The organism is Nostoc sp., assembly GCF_036917815.1.
Lineage (GTDB): Bacteria > Cyanobacteriota > Cyanobacteriia > Cyanobacteriales > Nostocaceae > Nostoc.
The window spans coordinates 25658-48962 of the sequence record NZ_JBALEK010000004.1 but is presented as its reverse complement, the minus strand read 5'-3'; the positions used below and the strand labels follow the sequence as shown (position 1 = coordinate 48962).

Here is a 23305-nt window from a genome sequence, read left to right as displayed (position 1 = left end):
GGTGTTGCAATTTTAGAAGAGTTACAATATAATCCTTGTTTTCTTGTTATTTCAGATAAATTAGAGTGTATGCACTGGCAACCAATAGATAATTTACCGCAAGATTGCCAAAAATTGGCTAGCTCTGAGCTACCACCATTAGTTACTGTCTGGAATGAACAAGCTGACCGCCTTCGCAACTCTGGTGCATTCAAGATTTTTATGGAAAAGATGCGCCGGGAAATAGCAATTGAAACCGGAATTATAGAGCGACTTTACACAATTGACCGAGGTATTACCCGATTACTCATTGAGCAAGGTATAAATGAGGCACTAATCCCACATGGAGCTACAGACCGACCTATTAAGCAAGTTGTAGCTTTAATTCAAGATCAAGAAATGGCAATTGAGGGATTATTTGATTTTGTCGGTGGTCAACGTTCTCTAACGCCGTTTTATGTCAAAGAATTGCATCAGTTACTTACGAGAAATCAGACTAATACAGAAGCTTTAATTCCATCCACAGGACAAATTATTAGTGTTCCTCTGATCCGAGGTGATTGGAAAAAGCAGCCTAATAATCCATTGAGAGCAGACGGTTCTATTTATGAGTACTGTCCACCAGAACAGGTAGCATCTGAGATGGATAATCTTATTCAATGGCATCATCAGCATCAAGAAAACCAAGTTGCACCAGAAGTTGAAGCTGCATGGCTACACCATCGATTTACTCAAATTCATCCATTTCAAGATGGAAATGGGCGAGTTGCTCGCTGTCTTGCTAGCCTAGTTTTTATTCAAGCTAAATGGTTTCCTCTTGTACTTACTCGTGATGATCGTTCAGCTTATATTGCATCTTTAGAACAAGCAGATAAAGGTGAATTTTCTGGGTTGATTAGTTTGTTTGCTAAAAGTCAGAAACAGTCATTTATCCGCAGTCTGGGCTTATCAGAACAAATATTGTCAGAAACAAGGCAGACTCGTACTATTCTCGCATCTATTACTGATAAACTTAAACAGCGTCAGTTATCGTCCATTACAGAACGATGTCAAAAAGCTGAGAGATTTGCCGAAAATTTGTTTGACATAGCATCCAATCGTCTGCAAAATCTTTCTGAAGAAATCAAGCTATCTGTACAAAATTTAGTAGAAGATCCTCAAGTTTTTACAGTATCAGCTTCAGCCGGGGACGAGCGTTCATATTATCATCGTTATCAAATTGTGGAGACAGCAAAACAGCAAGGTTACTTTGCTAATCTCCGAAGCTATCATAGTTGGGTGCAATTGATTATTAGAGTAGAGACACCTACAGTTATTTTGCTTTCATTTCATGTTCTAGGACACGAATATTTAGGCTTACTTGTATGTTCTGTATGTGCCTATCACAGAGATGATACAGAAGAAGGCGATCGCAATATTAGTGATATTCAACCCTTAACGGAATCACCATTCCAATTTTCTTATGCAGATGAAGAAGATAACTTGGTGAAGCGCTTCAATGAGTGGCTAGAAGAAGCTATTATTACAGGATTGGAATACTGGAATAGAAGTCTTTAATGGTCATTAAGAAGATTTTCTGAAAAATCGGATAAAAATTAGAATGGAGATATTTAATAATTGCAGGGGCAAAGCTTCTGGTAAAAAGTTGTAAATTTAAACCCGCTTTTTATCCCAAAGCTTTGCCCCAATGCTGGTGTTTGCTTACGCCAAAATCGCCATTCCTGAAGGAGGCAAATCAATTTCTACAGTTGCGCGACCATCATCGTGATGTTGCACAGCTATAGTTTGGTTCTGCCGTGGATTACGTAAATCGGCATTGCTCCAATCACTTTTGTATAGAAAAGTCATATTTGAGTCTTGAGGATGCGTGTAAGTATCTACCGTCACTTCTGCACGCCGATTTTCTAAGCCGTTGGTATTCAGCACCATTAGCACTTCAGTGTCAAATAAAACTTGTGACCAAGCAACTAATTCACCTTGTCCGGGAATGGAGAAGGGGGAGTTGTGAAAGGATGTTTCGCGCAGGTAGTGATGTCCACGGCGCAGTGCTTTGCCAATTTTATCTTGACGGTTGCGGATACGCGCGATCGCAGCTATTCGCAAATAGGTAGGATGGTCGATATCAAAGAAATGACAGTCTGCTGTTTGAAATGCGCCAAAAGCACCGCCAAACATTGCTTCTTGGATATATCTATTTTCCGCAGACCGTTCACCTTCTATACTGTAATCGTGATCGCCTTCATTACCATCAAAAGCCTGTTCTGTTCCATAATAAATAACAGGAATTCCTGGCATTGTTAATTGCACACCCACAGCATGAGCAACTTGCTCATAGAGATTAGGCACGTTGCTGTATGCGGCAAATCGCTGCTTATTGGCACGGAATGACATATCACCATCATCCAAGATGGAGAGATGATATATTCCAACTTGGCGGTATTCTCCAGCAAGATTGTTTTCGCTATACAAATCAAAAAATTGTTTTGGGTGTACTAATCCCCTTGCTAATGCAGTCAATTCATTAGGGGACTGCACGATATCTAATACAGCAGTGAGATTGCGACCAATAATGTCTATGTACGCACTAGCCATACTACCGGAAGTCATTTCCCCAGTCAGTAAAAAGTTTTCTTTGCCGATGAATTGGGCGTATTCAGCAATTGCTGTGCAGAATTTGCGCGAATCTTCTGGAGAAATGTGCTTGAGGCTATCTATCCGCAAGCCATCGCAGTCTGAAAGAGCAATCCAATATTGATAAACTCTGGCTAGCGCTGCAATTACTTCATCTCTGTTAAACCAGTTATCAGCACTCTGGTTGTATATTACATCGAGGATGACATACATCTTGCGATCGTGGGCAGCATCAATCAAATCTCTTAAATCTTGACGAGTGCCAAAATTGGGGTCAACATCTAAAAATTCTTGGATGCGATCGCTGTGGTAAGCTTCTAACTCAGAATGTTGTTGCCAAGGTGGGTTAATCCACAGCGTTGTTACTCCCAATCGCTGCAAGTAGTCCAACTTACTCTTAACTCCTTTAAGAGTACCACCTACAAACTTTGTCCCTGCTGCCATCCAGTCGGCTTTATCTTTGACTTGGAATTTTGAAGGGTTGGTATGGTTAAAAAGTTCCCTTTGATTTTCATTATCATCACTGAATCTATCTAATATCAATTGGTACAAAAACTGGTCGCGCCAACTGATAGGACTCGGATAAACTCTCCCTCGTGGTTTCAGGTCTATTTCGGAGAGTTGTTGGGGTGTCAATTCTTCAACTTTAGCCATGAGGATTTACGCACTGATTGAAAATGGAAGTGTGCATCTGTAATGTTATAAAAAGTACTTTGAGTTTTCATGAACCCGTAGAGGGATTTTCGGTTTTAGTTTAAACGCAGAGGGACGCATTCGCAAAGCGTCTCGCAGAGAAGGAAAGCGCGGAGGTCCGCAGAGTTTTTATTATAAGGTTGGGTTGAGGAACGAAACCCAACATTTAACGGGGTTTGTTGGGTAATACATTGCCTCAATCCAAGCTACTAATATTCTTAACCTAGCAGTATTGGGTATGGTGCGATCGCTTTAGCAATTACCCTACCACCTTTTCAGTTAGCCATTTATACCAATTATCTAACCCTGCACCAGTAGTTACAGAAACTTGAAAAATCTGAATTTGGGGATTTACTTCCTTAGCATAAGCTATGCACTTTTGCAAATCAAAATCTACATAAGGCAGCAAATCAATTTTAGTGAGAATCATGATGTCACTAGCACGGAATATATGCGGGTATTTTAGCGGCTTATCTTCTCCCTCTGTAACTGAGAGAATTACTACTTTTGCCTGTTCTCCCAAATCAAATAAGGCTGGACAAACTAAATTTCCCACATTTTCAATCATTACAACTGAGTCCAACGGCGGATTCAATTGTTGTAAACCTCTGTTTATCATTGATGCATCTAAATGACATCCTGTTCCGGTATTGATTTGGATAACTTTAGAACCTGTTTCTTTAATTTTTTTGGCATCGTTAGCAGTTTCTTGGTCGCCTTCAATGACGCTAATAGATAATTGATGCTTTAAATCATTAATAGTTCGCGTTAAAAGAGTTGTTTTACCAGCACCGGGAGAACTCATCAAATTTAAGGCGAGAATATTTCGACCTTTAAACCATCCCCGATTTTGGGCAGCTATTAAACTATTTTTTGCTAAAATATCCTGTTCTAAGGATATCGTTGTATTGTGTATTTTGGCATGAATTTGAGGCGCTTCTATATGAGAATGAGTGATGACAGTACCATCTGGTAAAGTGTGATGATGTTTATGTTCAGCTTCACCTGTTTCTATATTAGTAATTTTAATTTCGCTATCATCAGAACAACCGCAGGTTACACACATAATTCCTCTATTTCTATTTCTTTGATTTTCAGTTCTTCGCCAGTAATTAAATCTAATTGCACGCTTTTGCAGTTACAGATACCATAAGGTTTATCTAGAGCAATTTCTGCACCACATTGCCGACATCGCCCTAAACCGGGAATTTCTAAAATTTCTAATGTCGCCCCTGCTAAAACTGTATCTTGAGTACAAATATCAAAACAAAATCGGATAGCATCGGGCATAATGGCTGAAAGTTTGCCAATTTCTAATGAGACTCGCTGTACTTTTGCACCCTTGGCGTGTTCAGTCACAATTGCCACAATATTTTGAGTAATTCCCAGTTCGTGCATACTATAAAATCTATTAAAAATTAACAAATTCGTGGCAATTGGTCGCCTACTAACATATCAACAATCCTTTCAGCACCAAAAACTGTTTTTAACAATACAATACCTGGCGGTGAAGAAATAACTTCGCCAATAATACAAGCATCTTTACCTGCTGGGTGAGATTTCATAGCAGATAAAACAGTTTCTACATATTCACCTGCCACAACTACAACTAACTTACCTTCATTAGCTAAATATAAGGGGTCTAAACCGAGAATTTCACAAACTCCGTTGACTTCTTGACGCACAGGAATAGATTCTTCGTAGAGACGAATTCCCACATCGGAACTGAGGGCAAATTCATTTAAAACTGTGGCTAAACCACCGCGTGTGGCATCTCGCATAGCATGAACTTGAGGACATACATGGAGAATAGTTTCTACTAAATTATGCAAAGGCTGACAGTCACTTTCAATATTAGTTTCTAAGGCTAATTCCCCACGGGCAATTAAAATTGCTGCCCCATGATTGCCTATTTCACCATTAATAATTATGGCATCTCCAGGTTTAATGTTATGGGCAGAAATACTAACTCCTCGTGGGATGATACCAATACCAGCAGTATTAATAAATAGTTTATCGGCAGCACCACGATGTACAACTTTTGTGTCACCAGTGACAATTTGTACACCAGCTTTTTTCGCAGCTAGTTTCATGCTGGCTGCAACACGCCGCAAGGTTTCTACGGGTAATCCTTCTTCTAAAATAACGCTACAAGTTAGATATAAAGGTTTAGCACCACTGACAGCTAAATCATTAACTGTGCCGTTAACGGCTAATTCTCCTATATCACTACCGGGAAAAAATAATGGGTCTACAACATAAGAATCTGTAGTAAATGCTAGTCTATCTCCTAGTTGCATGAGACTGGCTAAATTGAAGCTGGCTTGGTCTTCTAATTGGGAGAGAATTGGGTTATCGAAATTGCTAATAAAAATATCATCAATTAAGTCACGCATGGCTTTACCACCACTGCCATGTGCGAGAGTTATATGAGTATCTTGCACTTTTCCTTGGCGACGGCGGATTTGTTCTATTTTTTGAAATAGGGGATTTTGTATTGAGTTTGTGGGGGAAATATTCATAACTTTTTTTAAACGCAAAGACACGCAGAGGGAAGCGCAGAGGTACGCGGAGTATTATTAGTCTGAGGAGAAGCCGCAAGCGGGGAGAGGTTCTTGAGTTATTTTTGGTTTTTGGGCGATTGTTCTTTTGGCAATTGTGGAGAGTCGCCCGTATTTGTAATAGGCTGCACAAGCACCTTCGGAAGATACCATGCAAGTACCAATGGGTGTTTCTGGTGTGCAAGCTGTACCGAATACTTTACACTCCCAAGGTTTTAAGACTCCTTTGAGAATTTCTCCACATTTACAAGCTTTATGGTCGGCTACTTTGAGATTAGGAATGGTAAATTTAAGTTCGGCATCAAATTCAGCATATTCTGGTTGAATTTTTAAGCCTGAATAAGGAATGTCACCTAAGCCACGCCAATCAAAACTATCTCGGATTGCGAAAACTTTGTTAATAGCTTGTAGCGCTACTGTATTTCCAGATTTTTGGACAATTCGGTTATATTGGTTTTCAACTTCACAGCGATTTTCTACTAGCTGTTGCAATAGCATCCAAATCGATTGGAGAATATCTAAGGGTTCAAATCCTGAGACGACAATTGGCTTATTATATTGTTGGGAAATAAATTGATATGGGTCAGTGCCAATTACCATGCTGACATGGCCCGGGCCAACAAATCCATCAAGTTGTAAGTCGGGATTATCTAATAGTGCTTTCAGGGCGGGAATCACGAGGACGTGATTGGAAAACATACTAAAGTTATGAATTTCTTCGGCTGCTGCTTGCAGAATGGTGAAGGCGGTGCTGGGGGCTGTGGTTTCAAAGCCTAAGGCGAAGAAGACTACTTGTTTGTCGGGGTTATCTCTGGCAATTTGTAGGCTGTCTAGAGGAGAGTACACCATACGGATGTCTGCACCTTGTGCCCTAGCTTGCAGTAAAGTGGTTTTGGAACCGGGAACTCGCATTGCGTCGCCAAAGGTGGCAAAAATGACGTTATGATTTTGAGAGATGGCGATCGCATCATCTAATCTCCCCTTTGGCATAACGCATACTGGACAACCAGGCCCATGAATTAGTTCAATGGCTTGGGGTAAAATTTCTTCGATACCATATTTAAATATGGTATGAGTATGTCCGCCGCATACTTCCATGATTTTGATAGGTTTTTCTAGCTGGTTGCATAATTTGGCGATTTCGCGGCGTATAGCTTCAGCTTTTTCCGGTTCGCGGAATTCGTCAACATATTTCATGGGGATTGGGGAATAGTTAATTTCGCTTTTGTGGTAGGGAGTTTTTTACGAACCGCCAAGACACCAAGAACGCCAAGGAAGAAAGAGGTGAGTTTTAAACCCTTTCTTTACGTGAAACAAGAAAAGTCTATTATTTAATACCATTTCTTTGTGAAGCTGCGCTAAATCTCTTAATTTCTTATTTCTTGGCGTACTTGGCGGTTCGTTCTTTATTTCTTACACTATAGGCACATCTTCATACAGAATTAGTATAAGTACTAATCCCTGCTTGTGCTGCTGCTAATTCTTGGAATAGTTGTAATGTTTCTGCTGCTTCTTGTTCGTTAATTCGATTCATGGCAAAGCCTACATGCACTAGCACCCAATCGCCAATACAAGCTTCGGGGGGATGTTGTTCATCTACGATGCAGGCAATATTTACTTCGCGCTTAACACCAGCAATGTTAACTATGGCTAATTTATGGTTAACGTTGGTAATTTCTACAATTTGTCCGGGGATTCCTAAACACATTTTTTTTTAAGATAAACGAACCGCAGAGGCGCAGAGAACGCAGAGAGATTTATTTATGGGACAAAATTTTTCAAATATCACACTCATCTATTAATTGGGCGGCTGCAATAACTGCTTGTCCTAAAGATAACCCGCCGTCATTAGCTGGAACTAAGCTGTGAGTAAGTACTTTTATTCCCAATATTTGTAATCCTTTGGTAACTTGCTCTAACAATATACAATTTTGAAATACTCCTCCTGTTAGGGCTACCTGACTAATCAGATTTTCTTGAGAAAGATGCTTAACCATCTCCACAATCGCATTTGCTAAACCTTTGTGAAATTTGGCAGCCATAACTGGTTGTGGAATCTGCTGCTGTAAGTCATTGAGCAAAGCTTGCCACATGGGACGCGGGTCTATATAATAAATACTATCTGAAAAGCTAAAACTAAAAGGATATATTAGCGTTTCTTTATGATTATTTAAGCTGCTAACATCTACTATAGCTTCCATTGCGATCGCCGCTTGTCCTTCATAGCTACATTCATCTCGATAAATACCGATAGCCGCCGCCACTGCATCAAACAACCGCCCCACTGAGGAAGCTGGAGGAGAGTTAATCCCTTTCTCTATAAGTTGATTGAGTAGCTTAAGTGGTTTATTTTTCAAGAATTTAAATATTTCCAAATCAGTATATTTTTGTTCGCAATCATCCCAGAGGTTAGCAGCTACTAAGTGGGCATAAGTATTACGCCAAGGCTGATAAATTGCTTGTTCACCGCCAACCATTGCTACTGATTTAAATGTTGCTAGTCGTTTAAATTTCCGGTAATCTGCTAAAAGAAATTCTCCACCCCAAAGTGTAGTATCGTCGCCGTAACCTAAACCATCTAAAGCAATGCCTAATATTGGAGATGAATCTATAGGAATCCTATTTTCTGCCATGCAAGCGGCAATATGGGCGTGATGATGTTGGATTTGATGAATTTTGATTTGATTTGTGTCCGCAAGTTCTTTACCAAGTTTGCTTGAGAGATATTCAGGATGTTTATCAATAGCAATTACTTCTGGTTTATGTTCAAATAAATTTAAATATAAATTTAAAGTCTCTTGGTAAGCATTAAAAGCCGCAGCATTTTCTAAATCCCCTAGATGTTGAGAGAGAATTGCTTCTCCTTCACGCAATAGGCAAAAAGTATTTTTTAACTCACCACCCATTGCTAAAATTTCCGGCACATTGTCAAATCCTGGCGGTAAACTAATTGGTGCTGGTGCATATCCTCTGGCACGGCGGATTGTTTGGACTTTATCGCCAATAACCTGCACAACTGAATCATCTACTCGATTAATAATCTCCCGATTGTGAAAGATAAAATAATCAGCAACTGTCTTTAATTTTTCTCTGGCTTCATCATTATCAATACATTGTGGTTCATCGGCAATATTTCCACTTGTTAAAACAATTGGGCGATTCATCCGCCGCATAATTAAATGATGTAAGGGCGTATAAGGTAGCATGAAACCGAGGGTATTTTGCCCTGCGGCAACTGACGATGCAATATGAAGAGAATTAGGAGTAAATAAACTCTCCACATATCCGTCTTTCTCTTTCACCTGTAATAAAACAATTGGTGCAGCAGAACTTGTCAATAATTCTTTTTCTTTAGCGTTGACAATACAATATTTTTCAATTACCTCAATATCTCGCGCCATTAAAGCAAATGGTTTATGATAGCGTCTTTTGCGCTGACGGAGTTTTTGTACAGTAGTTTCCTGTGTTGCATCACAAGCCAAATGAATACCACCTAAACCCTTAATTGCCACAATCTCACCCTTTTGCAACAGGGTACAAACCGCATCAACATCATCCAACATAGAAAACATAGAAGCAGTAACTGATTTACCATCAGCGCGTTCTAACCAAGCTGTAGGGCCGCAAGCATGACAAGCTACAGGTTGGGCGTGAAACCGCCGGTTTTCAACATCGTGGTATTCCTTTCCACATTCTGAACATAAACCAAATGCAGACATACTGGTATTACATCTGTCATAAGGAATGGCACGAATAATACTCAGGCGAGGGCCACAATGAGTGCAGTTAGTAAATGGGTAACGATAAAAGCGGCTAAAAGGGTCGAATATTTCTTGTTGACACTGTAGACAAGTAGCTGCATCAGGGACAATTTCTGTTTTGATTGCACTATTAACACTACTAGAAATCACAAAATTATGAAAGTGAAATTTACCTTCGTAATTAGTTCTAGTTAGTTCGTTAATTTTTGCTAATGGTGGACATTCTATTTGCAATCTGGCAACAAATTCTGTTAAAGCTTCCTCACTACCAGATACCCGAATTAATACACCTTGTCCATCATTACAAACATCTCCATGTAAACCGCAAGCTTTAGCCAGACGATATACAGTAGGGCGAAATCCTACTCCTTGAACAGTACCGCGAACTCTAATTTCTTCAGTCGCCATATAAATCTGATTTTCAAAAATTACGAATTACGTTAGCGTTGCGGTAGCAAAAAATGAGCGCCATTACGAATTTGTATTAAACTGCCACAGCAATATTCGGTTATTCCCAGAATCAGCTATTACCGCCGTATTACCACAAATTTTTATCCCGTAACACCAATTGAAGCTATCTCGTTTCGGCAGTCCGAAATTTCGATTTTCACCTTTACTTTGAAAATTTATTTGTCCTGCCAAGCCATTAGCTACTACACCTTGCAATGATAAAATTGATTCTGGCTTTCTCCATCCTAACAACCGAGAATTAGCAGTATCTGCAACTACTAACCAATCTCCAGATACTCCCACACCATAAGGCATACTCAAACTACTAGCACTAGGCAAATAAACTCCTTGATTCATTTCTACAAAATCAAAGCTTTTTTGTCCTAAAACCACTGCACAAGGGATATTATTTTCTGTTGGTATTCCCTGCCAAATCATCACTCGATGATTACCTGCATCGCTGACAACCAAATTCTCTCCCCAAAAGGTGATATCGTGACACCAACGCATACTCGCTGCGGTTGGGGAACTACCACCATTTTCATTGCGAGATATCATATCAGGTTGTCCCAAAACTAAATCAGCCGGTTGACCATTTTCTGTTGGTAATTGATGCCAAATCAATACCCTTCGATTGCCCGTATCGGCAACAAATAGCCGTCCTTGATGATAGAAAACACCATAAGGCCAGTGCATTGTACTGGCGGATGCTTGTTGACTTCCGCGATTTGGTTCATTATCGATAAAGTTACCTTGTCCTAACACCAAATCTGCTGGAGCATTGTTATCTTCTGGTAAGTTTTTCCAAATCAAAACCCGATGATTCCAAGCATCTGCTACAGCTAATCCTTCGCCACAAGCACAAATTCCAGTTGGTACACTTAAGGTTGCTCTTCCCGGTGTACCTTTAGCATTTTGTCCTTCATGATAAAAGTCAGGTTGTCCAATTACCCAATCAGCCGGTTGATTATCTCTTGTGGGTAAATTCTGCCATCCTAATAATCGATGATGTCCCGTATCTGATACCCATAATGGTCCAGTTTTTGATAACAAACAAGCAGCACGAGGCCCGAACATTGTTGTGCGACTGGGTGCTACAGGTATCACTAATTGTTCTGGTTCAATATGATTACCTAAAATCACACTTGAACCATCAGTTGATAGAGGTAAATTTTGGTGATTTACTGTTTTTTTTAGTGGCAATTTTAGTTGAGGAGTAATTGTAGATAAGTTATCATTAATATCCAAGCTTATCAGTCTAAAAAGATGTGTATCAAAAATAGCAGATTATCACTCATTCCAATTAATAGTTACATAAATTAGTTTCAAGCTAACATCCTTTTTAAAGCTAGATTAGTTTTTTATTTCAAGTTTTAAAAGGGTGGTCTGTACGAGTAAGCAAAGTTATATTGACAATAGATATAGGACTACTATCAATACTGTTCGGTTAAGGCAAGAGACGCGATGAATCGCCGTCTCTACAATAATCAGTCTTTCGTTTTGATGGCGATTTATCGCGTCTTTGTGATCTCGAATTTTCATCAAAAAACCTTAACCGAACCGTCTTGGGACTACTATTTGATTTTTAAAAAGATAGGTAGGGTATGTTAGCCACAGCATAATCCACCAAATCCTTACGAAGGGTGCGTTACAGATTTTATCGTAACGCACCCTACAGTACTTAATTATGTTCAGAAATCAAATAGGAATCCTATAGAGTTTAATAAGACTATTTTCAACTCTATTGAGAATATAATAACCTTATTAACATGGTGCGATCGCACTAGGTTTTACATTTGAACAAAAACATTATCACCCTTAATCCTTACTGGATATGACTGCAAAGGGACATCAGGTGCAGTTAAACATTCACCTGTCTCTAATTTGTACTGAAATCCGTGGGAAGGACAGGTAATAATACCATTTTCAACCTTACCCTTTTCTAAGGCAGACCCTAAATGAGCGCAAGCATTACGGTAACATATTACTGTAGTACCTTGACGATGTAAAATTAGCGAATTACCAGCAAGTTGTACTGCCAATACACCAAATTCAGGAACTTGCTCAATAGTCGCTACTTTGATCCATGTAGAAGTTATTTTTGAAGAAAATGGACTGGTTAAACCGGAATTTACGTTGTTAACAGTAGGTTTGTTATTGAACGCAACTACTTTGCTAATTTCGGGACAATGGTTTTTGATTGCCTGTTCTACTCCCTGAGATAAAGTCAAAGTAGAAGCCGGACAATTGCTACAAGTTCCTATTAATCTAACTTCTACTGTATCTGGCGGCTTAATTGATACTAGTTCTACATCCCCATTATGGCTTTTTAAGCCAGGGCGAACTTCTTCAAGGGCTGTTTGAATTCGCTCTGCTAATGGTGGTTTTGGTGGTTTTACTAGTTCGTGATAAAGCAGTACTGCGTATACTACTTCATCAGTAACAGCATGACGCAAGGCTGACATTGATTCTTGCTTGAGGCTTTTAATTAAACTAGTCAATGCTGCTTTATGCAAAGCTTCAATTGCTCTTTTTAGACCTACTGCTACACACCGTTGGCTTTCATCCCACTCGGATATAATTGCCTCAAAACGGTTAATTTCCTGAACTAATTCTTCAAGATTGGGCATTGGTTAGAAGAATTTTAGATTTTGGGTTCTGGATTTTGGATTGAACAATATAAAATTGCAAATCCAAAATTGGCTATGAGGCATCGGGCATTAGTCATTAGCTTGAGAAAAATGACAAATTACTTCATTTTGAAATCTTTCAGGAGAAATGGCATAATCATCCCTGCCACTAAGCTAGATAATGTTATTGGTAAGTAGAAAGGAATGTTGGCTTGTGCGAGTAACACTAGCAGCAAAGAACCTACAACAGTAGCAATAGCAGTTTGCTTGACAAAATGCATGGGGTCGCGCAGCAACTTTCCTTTTAAAAATAACTTAGCAGAAAACCAACCAATTTCTAACATATTTCCTCCTAATAATTCGTCAAAAGATTTAGTATGGCAAGCCCTAATAGGATGGCAGGAATTACGCCAACCGGAGCAAATAATGCACCAAGCATTGCTGAGAAACCATAGCCTATATCTTTTCCAGCTAACACTATTCCACCAATGGCACCGCCAACCATAGATAAGGCTGTTGCTATCACTATCCACACTAATCCTGTTGCTATGTTCAAGTCACCATCTGCTAAACTTGTGAGAAAATCTCTCACAGCAGGGGTTGTTAAAATATCTATCATGCTGTTTTGTTCTGCTTATAATGAGGGGAGTGGGGAGATGAGAAAGAATAATTAATGCTCAATTTCCGATTTCTACTTCAATATCTTGTAAGGCTTTGGCTACTATCTCTGCTTGTCCAATTTGTTCATGTTGGGTAAATATTTCTAAAGCTTGTTGATAGTAGCTACGTGCTTGGGAGAGATTTTTAGGATTACCAGCTTCTGGTTTTTCTGAGTCGTCGGGTAAATTAAATAAGGCGTTGGCTTTGTTTGAAATTGTGTTAGCGTACTCTAGTGGTGTGTCTTTGAGATTGCGAACTTTTAGCGCTTCATCATAAGCGACGATCGCACGCAAGTTATTTTCCACAGGATGGGAACTGACTAAATATTGCAAAGCGTTACCTAAGTTGTTTTGCAACATCGCATATTCTCTGGGATGATCAATCAGGTTAATATGCTTCAGCGCCACCTCAAATGACTGCACTGCTAACCCTTGACGCAAGTATTCCCGTTCCGATGCTAGGGGCATAGAAAGGTAAGCGATCGCAATATTGTTATATAAAATCGCGTATTCTTGGGGGTAATCCTCCCAGCTAAACACCCGCAAAGCCTCATGATAAGCCTGGATGCTGTCGGTTATCCGCGCCAAATTAAATGGTACAAGGGACTGCAACACCAGCCCAAAATTCATCTGCGTTTCTGCTACTTCCTCAGGCGTTGCTAATTGCTGTAAAATTGGCAACGCCTCTTCATAACCCACTTTTGCTTGCAGCAGCAGTTGGTACTCAGCATCGGGAATTGCCTGTAACGTCCCTGCCATGCCTACTTGTGCCCTGGCTTTCAGCAGGGGATACTCCTCACCACACATTTCATCAGCCCGGTAATATAACCCAACTGCATTCCGCAAATCTTGGGCAGTTTTGGGCTTTTTTTGAAAACCCTGTGCTATCTCAATCAGCATCTGAATTTTTTCTTCTGCTGTGGCTGACTCCGATGCAACAGCTGCTAACGCAGCTTTCACTACTGAATCTGTAATGCTGGGGGTCATAACTCTGCCGTACTCTAGCCAATTAGGAATTGAGTCCAACACCCATGAATGATCGAAACACGCGATCGCATCTCATCACGGGCCATACTGATTTACGCAGGCTTCGAGTCCTTTAGGCGGAATTCCCCTTTTTTGAAACTGGGGACTGGGGAAAAGTTTTCCAAATACCCAATCTCTAAAATATAAAACACCCTATTTCTAAAATTCTAGGGGGAAATTGCTAATATTAATGTCAGCTTTAAACACCTAATATTTTAAAAATGTTTTTTGTATCATTACCGTATACAATTTGAATATTATTTATTGAATTGTTGACATACATATATTTAGTCTATTCTAAATAGTCGCCACGGATCATCGAAGTGTAAAATATATTCATTAACTGTAAAAAAATTCCCTTGTTAGGTTTGGATGAACAACTTGTTAGGCAAGCTGCACAACCAAAATCTTAAAAAAACTGATATATAGCTGACGGGGTGCAAAGTCTCGCACCCGAATATTTTGCTGAATTTGACTCGGTTATTGCATTAAAATCTGACTGCTTAAAATACTTATACTTCGCACTAATTAACAGCTAGCAGTAATGATTACAGGGTTTTAGCAGTAACGAATTCAGTATCCTAGGTTATTTAACGTCAGTAAGTAAAAAATAATAATTTTGTTTTTACTGTTTTTTATTTGTTAAGTCTGTTACGAGTATAACAAACATACTAATTTAAAATAATCTCGTCAAACTTTTAGCTATTGTTAATGATTAATTCTTTTTTAATGAACGAGAATTAAATAAAAAAATATCTTAGGATTGAAAGATAAATATTGATAACCAGGTGAGACTTTACAAGCATTATCACCTACATCATGCATGGGAAACAATAGAAAAACGCATAGCCGATGACTAACGTACTATGGCTACAAGGTGGTGCTTGTTCAGGCAACACCATGTCATTTCTCAACGCCGAAGAACCGACAGTTTGTGATTTGATTGCCGATTTTGGCATCAAGTTACTTTGGCATCCATCTTTGGGATTGGAACTGGGCAATAACTTGCAAAAACTACTGCGGGATTGCATTTCTGGCACAATTCCTTTAGATATCTTGGTATTTGAAGGCAGTGTTGTTAACGCCCCCAACGGCACCGGCGAATGGAATCGGTTTGCCGATCGCGCCATGAAAGATTGGTTAGCAGACCTCGCTAAAGTTGCTAAATTTATCGTAGCCGTGGGAGATTGTGCCACATGGGGAGGAATTCCCGCTATGTCACCAAACCCCAGCGAATCGGAAGGTTTGCAATTTCTCAAACGTCAAGAAGGCGGCTTTTTAGGGAAAGATTTTGTATCGCAAGCCGGATTACCTGTAATTAATATTCCCGGATGTCCCGCCCATCCTGATTGGATTACGCAGATATTAGTAGCGATCGCCACTGGACGCATAGCAGACATTGCTTTTGATGAACTAAATCGCCCCCAAACCTTCTTCAACACCTATACGCAAACAGGTTGTACCCGCAACGTCCACTTTGCCTACAAAGCATCAACCGCCGAATTTGGTCAGCGCAAAGGTTGCTTATTTTATGACTTGGGTTGTCGCGGTCCCATGACTCATTCCTCCTGCAACCGCATTTTATGGAACCGCGTCTCTTCTAAAACCCGCGCTGGAATGCCTTGTCTCGGTTGCACAGAACCAGAATTTCCCTTCTTTGACCTCAAACCAGGAACCGTATTTAAAACCCAAACAGTAATGGGAGTTCCCAAAGAATTACCGCCAGGGGTGAACAAAAAAGACTACGCCTTACTCACAATGGTGGCTAAAGATGCAGCACCACCTTGGGCAGAAGAAGACTTTTTTACAGTTTAGGGCATTGGGCACTTGTACTGAGCGCAGTCGTTGGCGCAGCCTAAGAAGAGAAGTATGGGGCATTAGTCATTTGTCCTTTGTGATTTGACCAATGACTATAACCCAATACAGTTCAGAATGAGCAACAAAACACTTGTAGAGACGGCGATTTATCGCGTCTTGAAAACCCAAAATTGTTGCCAGTAGCCCTTAACCCAAGCGTATTAGACTATAACCGTTTCACACTCACCTCAACAATAAATCAAGGATTTAGACCATTTTACAGGGAGGCGAGTGAATAATTACCAATGACGAATGACGAATGACGAATGACGAATGACGAATGACAAATGACCAATGACAAAGGACAAATAACAAATGACAATTCAATCATTAGATATATCGCCCGTTGGTAGAGTTGAAGGGGATTTAGATGTCCGAGTCGATATTGAAAATGGGCGGGTAGTCAACGCTTGGACACACGCCGAATTATTTCGCGGTTTTGAAGTTATCTTACGCGGTAAAGACCCCCAAGCGGGATTAATTGTCACGCCTCGAATTTGCGGTATTTGCGGCGGTTCTCACCTAACTTGTGCATCTTGGGCATTAGATACAGCCTGGGAAACAGAAGTTCCTCGCAATGCAATTTTAGCTAGAAATCTCGGTCAAATTGTCGAAACAATTCAAAGTATCCCCCGCTATTTTTATGGACTCTTTGCCATTGATTTAACCAATAAAAAATACCGCCATAGTCGCTTTTATGAAGAAGCTGTGAGACGCTTTGCTGCTTTCACAGGCAAATCTTATGAACTAGGCATAACAATTTCCGCTAAACCTGTAGAAATTTATGCACTATTGGGTGGACAATGGCCGCACAGCAGTTATATGGTGCCTGGTGGCGTGATGTGCGCCCCAACACTAACAGACATTACCCGCGCTTGGGCGCTTCTCGAATATTTCCGCACCAATTGGTTAGAACCAGTGTGGTTAGGTTGTTCTTTAGAACGCTACGAACAAATCCAAACTTATGATGATTTTAGAAATTGGTTAGATGAAGACCGAAATCATCGAGATTCCGACTTAGGTTTTTATTGGCGCATGGGTTTAGATATCGGTTTAGATAGATATGGCGCTGGTGTTGGTAAATATGTCACTTGGGGATATTTAGCCCATGAAGATAAATACCAAAAGCCGACTATTGAAGGGCGAAATGCGGCAATGATCATGAAAAGTGGAGTGTATGACAGCTTCGCAGACACTCACGTTTTAATGGATCAGTCATTTACCCGCGAGAATACAACTCACTCTTGGTACGATGAAGGGACAGAAAATATTCACCCTAGCGATCGCACCACTAAACCCACTGCAATTAATACCAAAGACTTTGATAACGCCTACTCTTGGTCGAGTGCAGTCCTTCACAAAGACTTCGGACGTTTGGAAGCTGGCCCCTTAGCCCGTCAATTAGTAGCCGGTGGTAAGCATGGCGAATCTTGGCAACACTACGACCCCTTCATCCTCGATGTCTTCAAACAAATGGGTGGCGCTAGTATTCATGTGCGGCAGTTAGCACGAGTTCACGAACTTGTCAAGTTATATCGTCAAGCTGAACACTGTTTACGCGAATTCAAATTAAACGACCCTTGGTATATCAAACCCAAAGAAAAAGATGGACGCGGCTGGGGTGCAACAGAAGCGGCGCGGGGTTCTTTGTGTCACTGGGTAGAAGTAGAGGGCGGTAAGATTAAGAATTACCAAGTCATTGCCCCAGGTACTTGGAATATTGGTCCTCGTGACGGTGAAGGAATCCGTGGACCTATTGAAGAAGCTTTAATTGGCACACCCATTTACGATTCTAGCGATCCGGTGGAAGTTGGTCATGTGGCGCGATCGTTTGATTCATGTTTGGTGTGTACAGTTCACGCCCATGATGCTAAGACTGGTGAAGAGTTGGCACGTTTTCGGACTGCTTAATTCTCAATTATCAGATTGTCTAGCATAACCCACATTGAGTTACACTGGCTCTACAAGTGGTTGCAATTTTACTAGACATACTTTGTATGGTTGAAATTATTCAGATACCTGTTGAACTGACTCACTTTCAACTTCCTGAAGCTGTCCAAGAGCGTCTGCAATTTTTACTAGATCGCCAAGATGTAGGCGAGGCACTTACTCAAGAAGAACGACGAGAAGCAGAAGGGTTGGTTGAGTTGGCAGAATTTTTATCTCTGCTGCATTTACGTTCAAAGCGTGTAATGCAGCAGGGATAAATGGTAACGATTTCAGTTGCTTTACGTCGATTGGTCATCCAAAGAGCAGGCGATCGCTGTGAATATTGCAGTTTATCTCAAGCTAGTCAAGCAGCTACATTTCATATTGATCACATCACTCCTGTGGTAGCAGGTGGTACAACAACAGCAAATAATTTGGCACTTGCTTGCGTGTCCTGTTCATTACGAAAGGCTGCCCGACAAATGGTTGAAGATCCAGAAACACGAGAAAAAGTACTAATCTTCAACCCTCGCCAACAAGTATGGAAAGAACACTTTCAGTGGAATGGTGTAGAAATTGTCGGATTAACAGCCACAGGACGAGCAACCATTAATGCACTCAACATGAATCGTGCGATTATGCTGGCGATTCGAGCAGAAGAAGAACTCCTAGACCGTCATCCACCAAGTTAGTCAGATCGCGTAGCGTGTCGGAGGCGTTCGCATTTGTTATTTCAGCGATCGCATTGGACAACGCTTACTTACAGCTTACTGGATCGCTCATCTAACTGAGCGTAGGCGTAGTCCGTCGTAGACATCGCCCTTGCACCACTATGACAACCAGACTAAACTTAGTTTACAGACTTAGTTTAATCTTATACCTTTCTTATAGTGTGCCTTTGTCTACACAAATAGACAAGCATCTCAATGAGTGTAAAAACACACCTTGCCCTGGCGAATGGAATGATGCCTCCGGTACGCCAAGGGCGAAGGCGGCTATACAGACAAAACCCACCGACCTGGGTTTCAAATTCTTTGAGTCCGCGTAGGCGGACTTGGTTTGTGTAGCCGCGATTTCTAATCGCCTGGTATTTTTGCAAAGGTGAGATGCTCCCATACCAAAATGCGTAGGCGTAGCCCGTCGGAGACATCGCTCCACCAACTCTTTTAATTTGGCAAAAATGTCGTGATAACCAATGGACTATTCCCAATGAATTATATTCAAAAGTCGTAGCGTAACACACTAAAACTTATAGAAACAGTGCGTTAGGCTTGCGTTAATGCATTTGCATAAAACAGCAATTTACACGGTAAGCTTGTGTCTGATTTAGCGCTACATAATTATCTCCCTCGCGTTCCCGATGCAGCATTGCAAGAATACATAGAATGGTGTGTTTTAGAGCAGGCTCAAGCCGCAGAATGTAACTTTACTCCCGATAGAAGTAAGTTAGATAATCTGCCACCAGAAGACTACGTTCCTAAACTTGTCGAGCAGTTTATGAAAGTTAAACCAGACCCAATTAAAGCTGGTTTGGTAGCTGCGATCGCTGGTAAGGAAGCTGACAAACACGCTTTATCCGGTTTAGCGATCGCAGCCGATTTTGTATCTCTTTATGTCAAGTATTTAATTCCGAAAGAGGGAAGTACTAAAGAACAGGCTGAAGAGATATTAACTCAAGCATCACAACATCAGTATGAGAAACTGACTGAAGTTGCCAAGAAACATGGTGTAGATTTATAGTTTCTTACTGATAAATTAATTTTCAGAGGCTTTGTCTGTCATATCCCGCATTTCTCACAAGCTTGAAATGCAGAGGGGCAGAGGGGCAGAGGGGAAAGAACTTCTACAAATCTCTCCCCTGCTCCTCTGCTCCTTTTAGCACTCGATGATGAACGCGATCAATATCTATGGTTTCAGATTGGCTGGCAAAAAAATCGCCGAATTAAAGGTATTACTGTACATATTCGGATTAAAAATCACAAAATTTGGATCGAAGAAGACTGGACTGAAGAAGGTATTGCCACCGAATTATTAAACGCAGGGGTTCCCAAAAGTGATATTGTGTTAGCTTTTCATCCTCCAAGCGATGCCTACGGCGGTAAACTACGCGCTTTGACTGAATTTGCAACTGCTTAAATAATTAAATCTCATCCCATGCTCACTATTATTGGTTGTGGAAATCTCAATCGCAATGACGACGCAGTAGGCGTAATCATCGCCCAACGCTTACAAAAATATCTAGCTGAAAACCCTCATCCTCATGTGCGAGTATATGACTGTGGCACCGCAGGGATGGAAGTAATGTTTCAAGCTAGAGGTAGTAAACAATTAGTAATTATTGATGCAAGTTCAACTGGTTCTGAAGCGGGTGCTGTGTTTAAAGTTCCAGGAAAAGAACTCGAAGCTTTGCCAGAACCTAGTTATAACTTGCACGATTTTCGTTGGGATAATGCTTTAGCCGCCGGACGGAAAATCTTTCAAAATGACTTTCCCGAAGATGTCACAGTTTATTTAATTGAAGCGGCAAATCTTGGTTTTGGACTAGAGTTAAGTCCTGCTATCAAACATTCTGCTGATTTAGTTTTTGAAGAGGTAGCTGCACTTATCAGCCAAAATAATGAGTAGAAATTTGAAACTCCTAACTCTTGTACAGACGCGATTAATCGCGTCTCTCTTGTCTTATGCCCAATCCCGATAAACAGAAAGTTCATCTACCCTCATTTCAAAAGGTACACCTTGACTCTCTGGCGGACAAACACGGATTTTAGCACTGCTAACAATTCCGTAGAGTAATGTCCCCATTGGCACAATTTTTTGTAAAATACGCCAATTAGTAACTTGATCGGGACATTCAATTACCAATGTCAGAGCATTGGCGTGGGTTGTGACATACCACCGACAATCAGACAGAAGATTTTGAATGGTGCGATCGCAAGCGTCATAAAAGTATCTGCTAATAGAATACTCTAGTTGTTGCCGCAGTATAATATCCGCAGATGTCGGTTGCATAGGATGTGAGTCATCACCATTAAAGTAATACATATTTCTAGCCATCTCTCTTTAGCTTCCTGTTTATCTTCCAATCACCATTCCGTAAAGTACATCTTTATTCGTTTCTAATAATTCTTGGGTTTCTTCATCATAATAAGCACCAATTCCACTACACTGAATCCCCAAATAATTACTAGTTAAATAAAGTCTCTGTCCAAGAAAACCAGCTATTTGCATAGCAGTTTGATAATTTAAATAATCTGACACAAAAAATAAAGTTACAGCGCCATCTCTAGCAATAGCTTGATTAATACATAAGTAACCCGTCTTTTCGCTAAAATTACCTGTTTTAACCAGATGCGTACCTTTATATAACCCAGGTGTCATTCCATCTACCCGATGCACCACGGAGTAAATTTCTATTTCCTCATAATTTTCTGTCGGTATTGACTGCTGAAGTTGTTGCACTACATATAAATAATCTTCTTGAGAAATAGACTCTTTCCGGAAACGTCTAATAGAACGTCTATCCCAAACAGTTTGATAAAATTTATCCCGATCAAAATCAAATTGAGGATACTCTAATTTCTGCGGGCGACTCTTTTGTAGAGTAGTTGCTTGATAAGTATCTTCAATAAATTTATTAGATTCAAAATAATCTGTACCACAGACAAAAGGAACTTTTAGCCTTAAACGTCTGATTTTCTTGTCTTCTACTTCTCCTGACACCGCACAACCAGTAATAAACTCCTTATTCTCAAAACCCAAATCTGAATTGAGCGCAAGTTTATCAAAGTCAAAAACTAGTTGTATATCTCGGTTGTGGAGAAAAGCTGAAGCAGCAACTGCACCTAAATGGTGTCCGCTATCTAAAAAGCAATATCTTATGCTTCTATTTTGATATTTCCAGCTAGACCTATAATAAACACAACTAATTAAAAAGATGAATCCGTTGATACATTTACCCGGTATAATATAACTCTCTAACCCATCATCAATTAATTCATAGATGAGAGTTAGACAATTATTCTCAACTTCTAGATGATATATACCATCGACTATTCCCTCAATCCCACGAACCTGTACGTAAACTTCCGTAGGATACAGAGCGCCTGCTGATGGATTAACCCGTAATTTATAAGGGCCATCTTTGTATACTTTTTCTAGTGTTATCGTACTAGTTAATGAGATAAAAGAATGAACAGGATTATTGAGATTTAATTTCACTCTCCGATAAAATTTGGGATAAACTTTAAATGGAGATGGCTGTGTTGAAGCATCTACATAATTTGGATCAATTTGTACCGATAAGTAAGAATGCTTGGTAGCGTCATGATAAGCTTTGCCCGACATCTGACTTGATGGCATTTTTAATTATCCTTAAAACTTCTACATTGCTAGCAAAATCTATTGCTTTATAATCGTCTAAGTTTTTTAAATATAAATTAGGATGATGTTGTAAAAGTAACTTGACAACTTCTGTTTTTCCGGCTGATGCTGCGTACATTAAAACAGTTGCACCGTTATCATTTTGGTTGTTAATGTCAATGTTGTGAGCCAGCAGTAAATTAATTAAATCGTAGTGATTACCAAAACAAGCAAACCACAAAGCATTGTTGCGATCGCTATTTCGAGCATTGATATCCACACCTGCATCAATTAGTTCTTTGACGACTGCATAAACTCCTTCTCTTGTCGCTTTCATCAAAGCCGTATCGCCATTTTCACCTGGCTGATTTAAATCGCTAGGATTATAGCCTTTTGTTATTAGCCATTGGGTTGTTGCTTCACTCAAATTTTGACTGTTGGTTCGATTCATAACTATTCCTTAGCTGACTTTATTTGTGACAGGTTCCTAATATAAATTTGCTTGGCAAATAGAATGGTGAGCAATGCCCAACATTATTGGAGAAATGTTATGTAAATTCTTTTAACTTACATATATGCTATCAACTTTATAAGTTTAAATTCTGAATCATTTATAAAGATAGCTAGATATTTTAATTAAAAAAGCTTGAGAAATAATGGAACAGCAGTAATTATTACAGTTTTATTTCATAAAATAAATTAATAGGAGATATGTTATAAAGGTGGATTTAGATCCCCAGCTTCTTCAAGAAGTCGGGGATCTGTACTTG

23 protein-coding genes and 1 pseudogene are annotated in these 23305 nt (G+C 40.0%); 8 read left to right on the top strand and 16 right to left on the bottom strand.

The features are described 5' to 3' along the window. The first annotated feature begins 69 nt into the window (after positions 1 to 69). On the top strand, positions 70 to 1536 hold the full coding sequence (locus tag V7K97_RS01070; RefSeq protein WP_334798857.1) for a Fic family protein: 1467 nt from the start codon (positions 70 to 72) through the stop codon (positions 1534 to 1536). A 144-nt stretch (positions 1537 to 1680) separates the two neighbouring features. Here V7K97_RS01070 and V7K97_RS01065 read toward each other — a convergent pair whose 3' ends face one another. The 12 genes from V7K97_RS01065 to V7K97_RS01010 form a co-directional block, all read right to left on the bottom strand. Beyond that, positions 1681 to 3264: an alpha-amylase family glycosyl hydrolase gene (locus V7K97_RS01065; RefSeq protein WP_334798856.1), complete on the bottom strand. Its 1584-nt coding sequence runs from the start codon at positions 3262 to 3264 to the stop codon at positions 1681 to 1683. 298 nt (positions 3265 to 3562) lie between these two features. Next, positions 3563 to 4369, bottom strand: a complete 807-nt coding sequence (gene hypB / locus V7K97_RS01060; protein ID WP_334798855.1) for a hydrogenase nickel incorporation protein HypB — start codon at positions 4367 to 4369, stop codon at positions 3563 to 3565. Continuing rightward, a complete protein-coding gene (gene hypA / locus V7K97_RS01055) occupies positions 4360 to 4701 on the bottom strand; it encodes a hydrogenase maturation nickel metallochaperone HypA (protein WP_334798854.1) in 342 nt (113 codons plus the stop codon). The genes hypB and hypA overlap by 10 nt, the downstream gene beginning before the upstream one ends. Positions 4702 to 4721: 20 nt before the next feature. Beyond that, positions 4722 to 5825 (bottom strand): hydrogenase expression/formation protein HypE, encoded by a 1104-nt coding sequence (gene hypE, locus V7K97_RS01050; RefSeq protein WP_334798853.1) that lies wholly within the window; start codon positions 5823 to 5825, stop codon positions 4722 to 4724. 57 nt (positions 5826 to 5882) lie between these two features. Beyond that, positions 5883 to 7061, bottom strand: coding sequence for a hydrogenase formation protein HypD (gene hypD / locus V7K97_RS01045; protein ID WP_334798852.1), 1179 nt, complete (start codon positions 7059 to 7061; stop codon positions 5883 to 5885). Positions 7062 to 7296: 235 nt separating this feature from the next. Next, positions 7297 to 7572, bottom strand: coding sequence for a HypC/HybG/HupF family hydrogenase formation chaperone (locus V7K97_RS01040; RefSeq protein ID WP_334798851.1), 276 nt, complete (start codon positions 7570 to 7572; stop codon positions 7297 to 7299). A 70-nt stretch (positions 7573 to 7642) separates the two neighbouring features. Continuing rightward, the gene (gene hypF, locus V7K97_RS01035) at positions 7643 to 10033 is read right to left on the bottom strand and encodes a carbamoyltransferase HypF (protein ID WP_334798850.1); all 2391 of its coding nucleotides are present in this window, start codon (positions 10031 to 10033) and stop codon (positions 7643 to 7645) included. Between the two features lie 63 nt (positions 10034 to 10096). Then, the gene (locus V7K97_RS01030; protein WP_334798923.1) at positions 10097 to 11278 is read right to left on the bottom strand and encodes a hypothetical protein; all 1182 of its coding nucleotides are present in this window, start codon (positions 11276 to 11278) and stop codon (positions 10097 to 10099) included. Positions 11279 to 11865: 587 nt separating this feature from the next. Beyond that, complete coding sequence (locus V7K97_RS01025; protein WP_334798849.1) at positions 11866 to 12705, bottom strand: NifU family protein; 840 nt, start codon at positions 12703 to 12705, stop codon at positions 11866 to 11868. 119 nt (positions 12706 to 12824) lie between these two features. Further along, positions 12825 to 13049, bottom strand: a complete 225-nt coding sequence (locus V7K97_RS01020; protein ID WP_334798848.1) for a hypothetical protein — start codon at positions 13047 to 13049, stop codon at positions 12825 to 12827. A gap of 8 nt (positions 13050 to 13057) precedes the next feature. Next, a complete protein-coding gene (locus tag V7K97_RS01015) occupies positions 13058 to 13324 on the bottom strand; it encodes a hypothetical protein (RefSeq protein ID WP_334798847.1) in 267 nt (88 codons plus the stop codon). Positions 13325 to 13382: 58 nt separating this feature from the next. After that, complete coding sequence (locus V7K97_RS01010; protein WP_334798846.1) at positions 13383 to 14351, bottom strand: hypothetical protein; 969 nt, start codon at positions 14349 to 14351, stop codon at positions 13383 to 13385. Between the two features lie 891 nt (positions 14352 to 15242). Between V7K97_RS01010 and V7K97_RS01005 the strand changes: the two genes are divergently transcribed. The 4 genes from V7K97_RS01005 to V7K97_RS00990 all read left to right on the top strand — a co-directional run bounded on the left by V7K97_RS01005 (position 15243) and on the right by V7K97_RS00990 (position 18868). Continuing rightward, positions 15243 to 16205, top strand: coding sequence for a hydrogenase small subunit (locus V7K97_RS01005; protein ID WP_334798845.1), 963 nt, complete (start codon positions 15243 to 15245; stop codon positions 16203 to 16205). Between the two features lie 357 nt (positions 16206 to 16562). Further along, positions 16563 to 18158, top strand: a complete 1596-nt coding sequence (locus V7K97_RS01000) for a nickel-dependent hydrogenase large subunit (RefSeq protein ID WP_334798844.1) — start codon at positions 16563 to 16565, stop codon at positions 18156 to 18158. Between the two features lie 86 nt (positions 18159 to 18244). Next, on the top strand, positions 18245 to 18454 hold the full coding sequence (locus V7K97_RS00995; RefSeq protein WP_100900550.1) for a hypothetical protein: 210 nt from the start codon (positions 18245 to 18247) through the stop codon (positions 18452 to 18454). Next, positions 18455 to 18868, top strand: a complete 414-nt coding sequence (locus V7K97_RS00990) for an HNH endonuclease (RefSeq protein ID WP_334798843.1) — start codon at positions 18455 to 18457, stop codon at positions 18866 to 18868. Between the two features lie 182 nt (positions 18869 to 19050). Here the strand turns inward: V7K97_RS00990 and V7K97_RS00985 are convergent, their stop codons facing one another. Then, positions 19051 to 19326 carry a hypothetical protein gene (locus tag V7K97_RS00985; RefSeq protein WP_334798842.1) on the bottom strand — a complete coding sequence of 92 codons (276 nt, stop codon included), beginning with the start codon at positions 19324 to 19326 and terminating at the stop codon, positions 19051 to 19053. 167 nt (positions 19327 to 19493) lie between these two features. On the opposite strand from V7K97_RS00985, the gene V7K97_RS00980 reads away from it, so the two are divergent. From V7K97_RS00980 to V7K97_RS00970, 3 genes and pseudogenes are all read left to right on the top strand, one after another. Then, the gene (locus V7K97_RS00980; RefSeq protein WP_114083647.1) at positions 19494 to 19916 is read left to right on the top strand and encodes a hypothetical protein; all 423 of its coding nucleotides are present in this window, start codon (positions 19494 to 19496) and stop codon (positions 19914 to 19916) included. A 132-nt stretch (positions 19917 to 20048) separates the two neighbouring features. After that, a pseudogene (locus V7K97_RS00975) lies at positions 20049 to 20312 on the top strand (XisI protein); the annotation flags it as partial. A gap of 18 nt (positions 20313 to 20330) precedes the next feature. Then, the gene (locus V7K97_RS00970) at positions 20331 to 20801 is read left to right on the top strand and encodes a hydrogenase maturation protease (protein ID WP_334798841.1); all 471 of its coding nucleotides are present in this window, start codon (positions 20331 to 20333) and stop codon (positions 20799 to 20801) included. A 54-nt stretch (positions 20802 to 20855) separates the two neighbouring features. Here the strand turns inward: V7K97_RS00970 and V7K97_RS00965 are convergent, their stop codons facing one another. Genes V7K97_RS00965 through V7K97_RS00955 form a run of 3 tightly spaced genes read right to left on the bottom strand, consistent with a single transcriptional unit; the run spans position 20856 to position 22986 of the window. After that, positions 20856 to 21230 (bottom strand): hypothetical protein, encoded by a 375-nt coding sequence (locus V7K97_RS00965; protein ID WP_334798840.1) that lies wholly within the window; start codon positions 21228 to 21230, stop codon positions 20856 to 20858. A gap of 18 nt (positions 21231 to 21248) precedes the next feature. Beyond that, a complete protein-coding gene (locus V7K97_RS00960) occupies positions 21249 to 22535 on the bottom strand; it encodes a SagB/ThcOx family dehydrogenase (protein WP_334798839.1) in 1287 nt (428 codons plus the stop codon). Next, complete coding sequence (locus V7K97_RS00955; protein WP_334798838.1) at positions 22498 to 22986, bottom strand: ankyrin repeat domain-containing protein; 489 nt, start codon at positions 22984 to 22986, stop codon at positions 22498 to 22500. The genes V7K97_RS00960 and V7K97_RS00955 overlap by 38 nt, the downstream gene beginning before the upstream one ends. Positions 22987 to 23305: the final 319 nt, after the last annotated feature.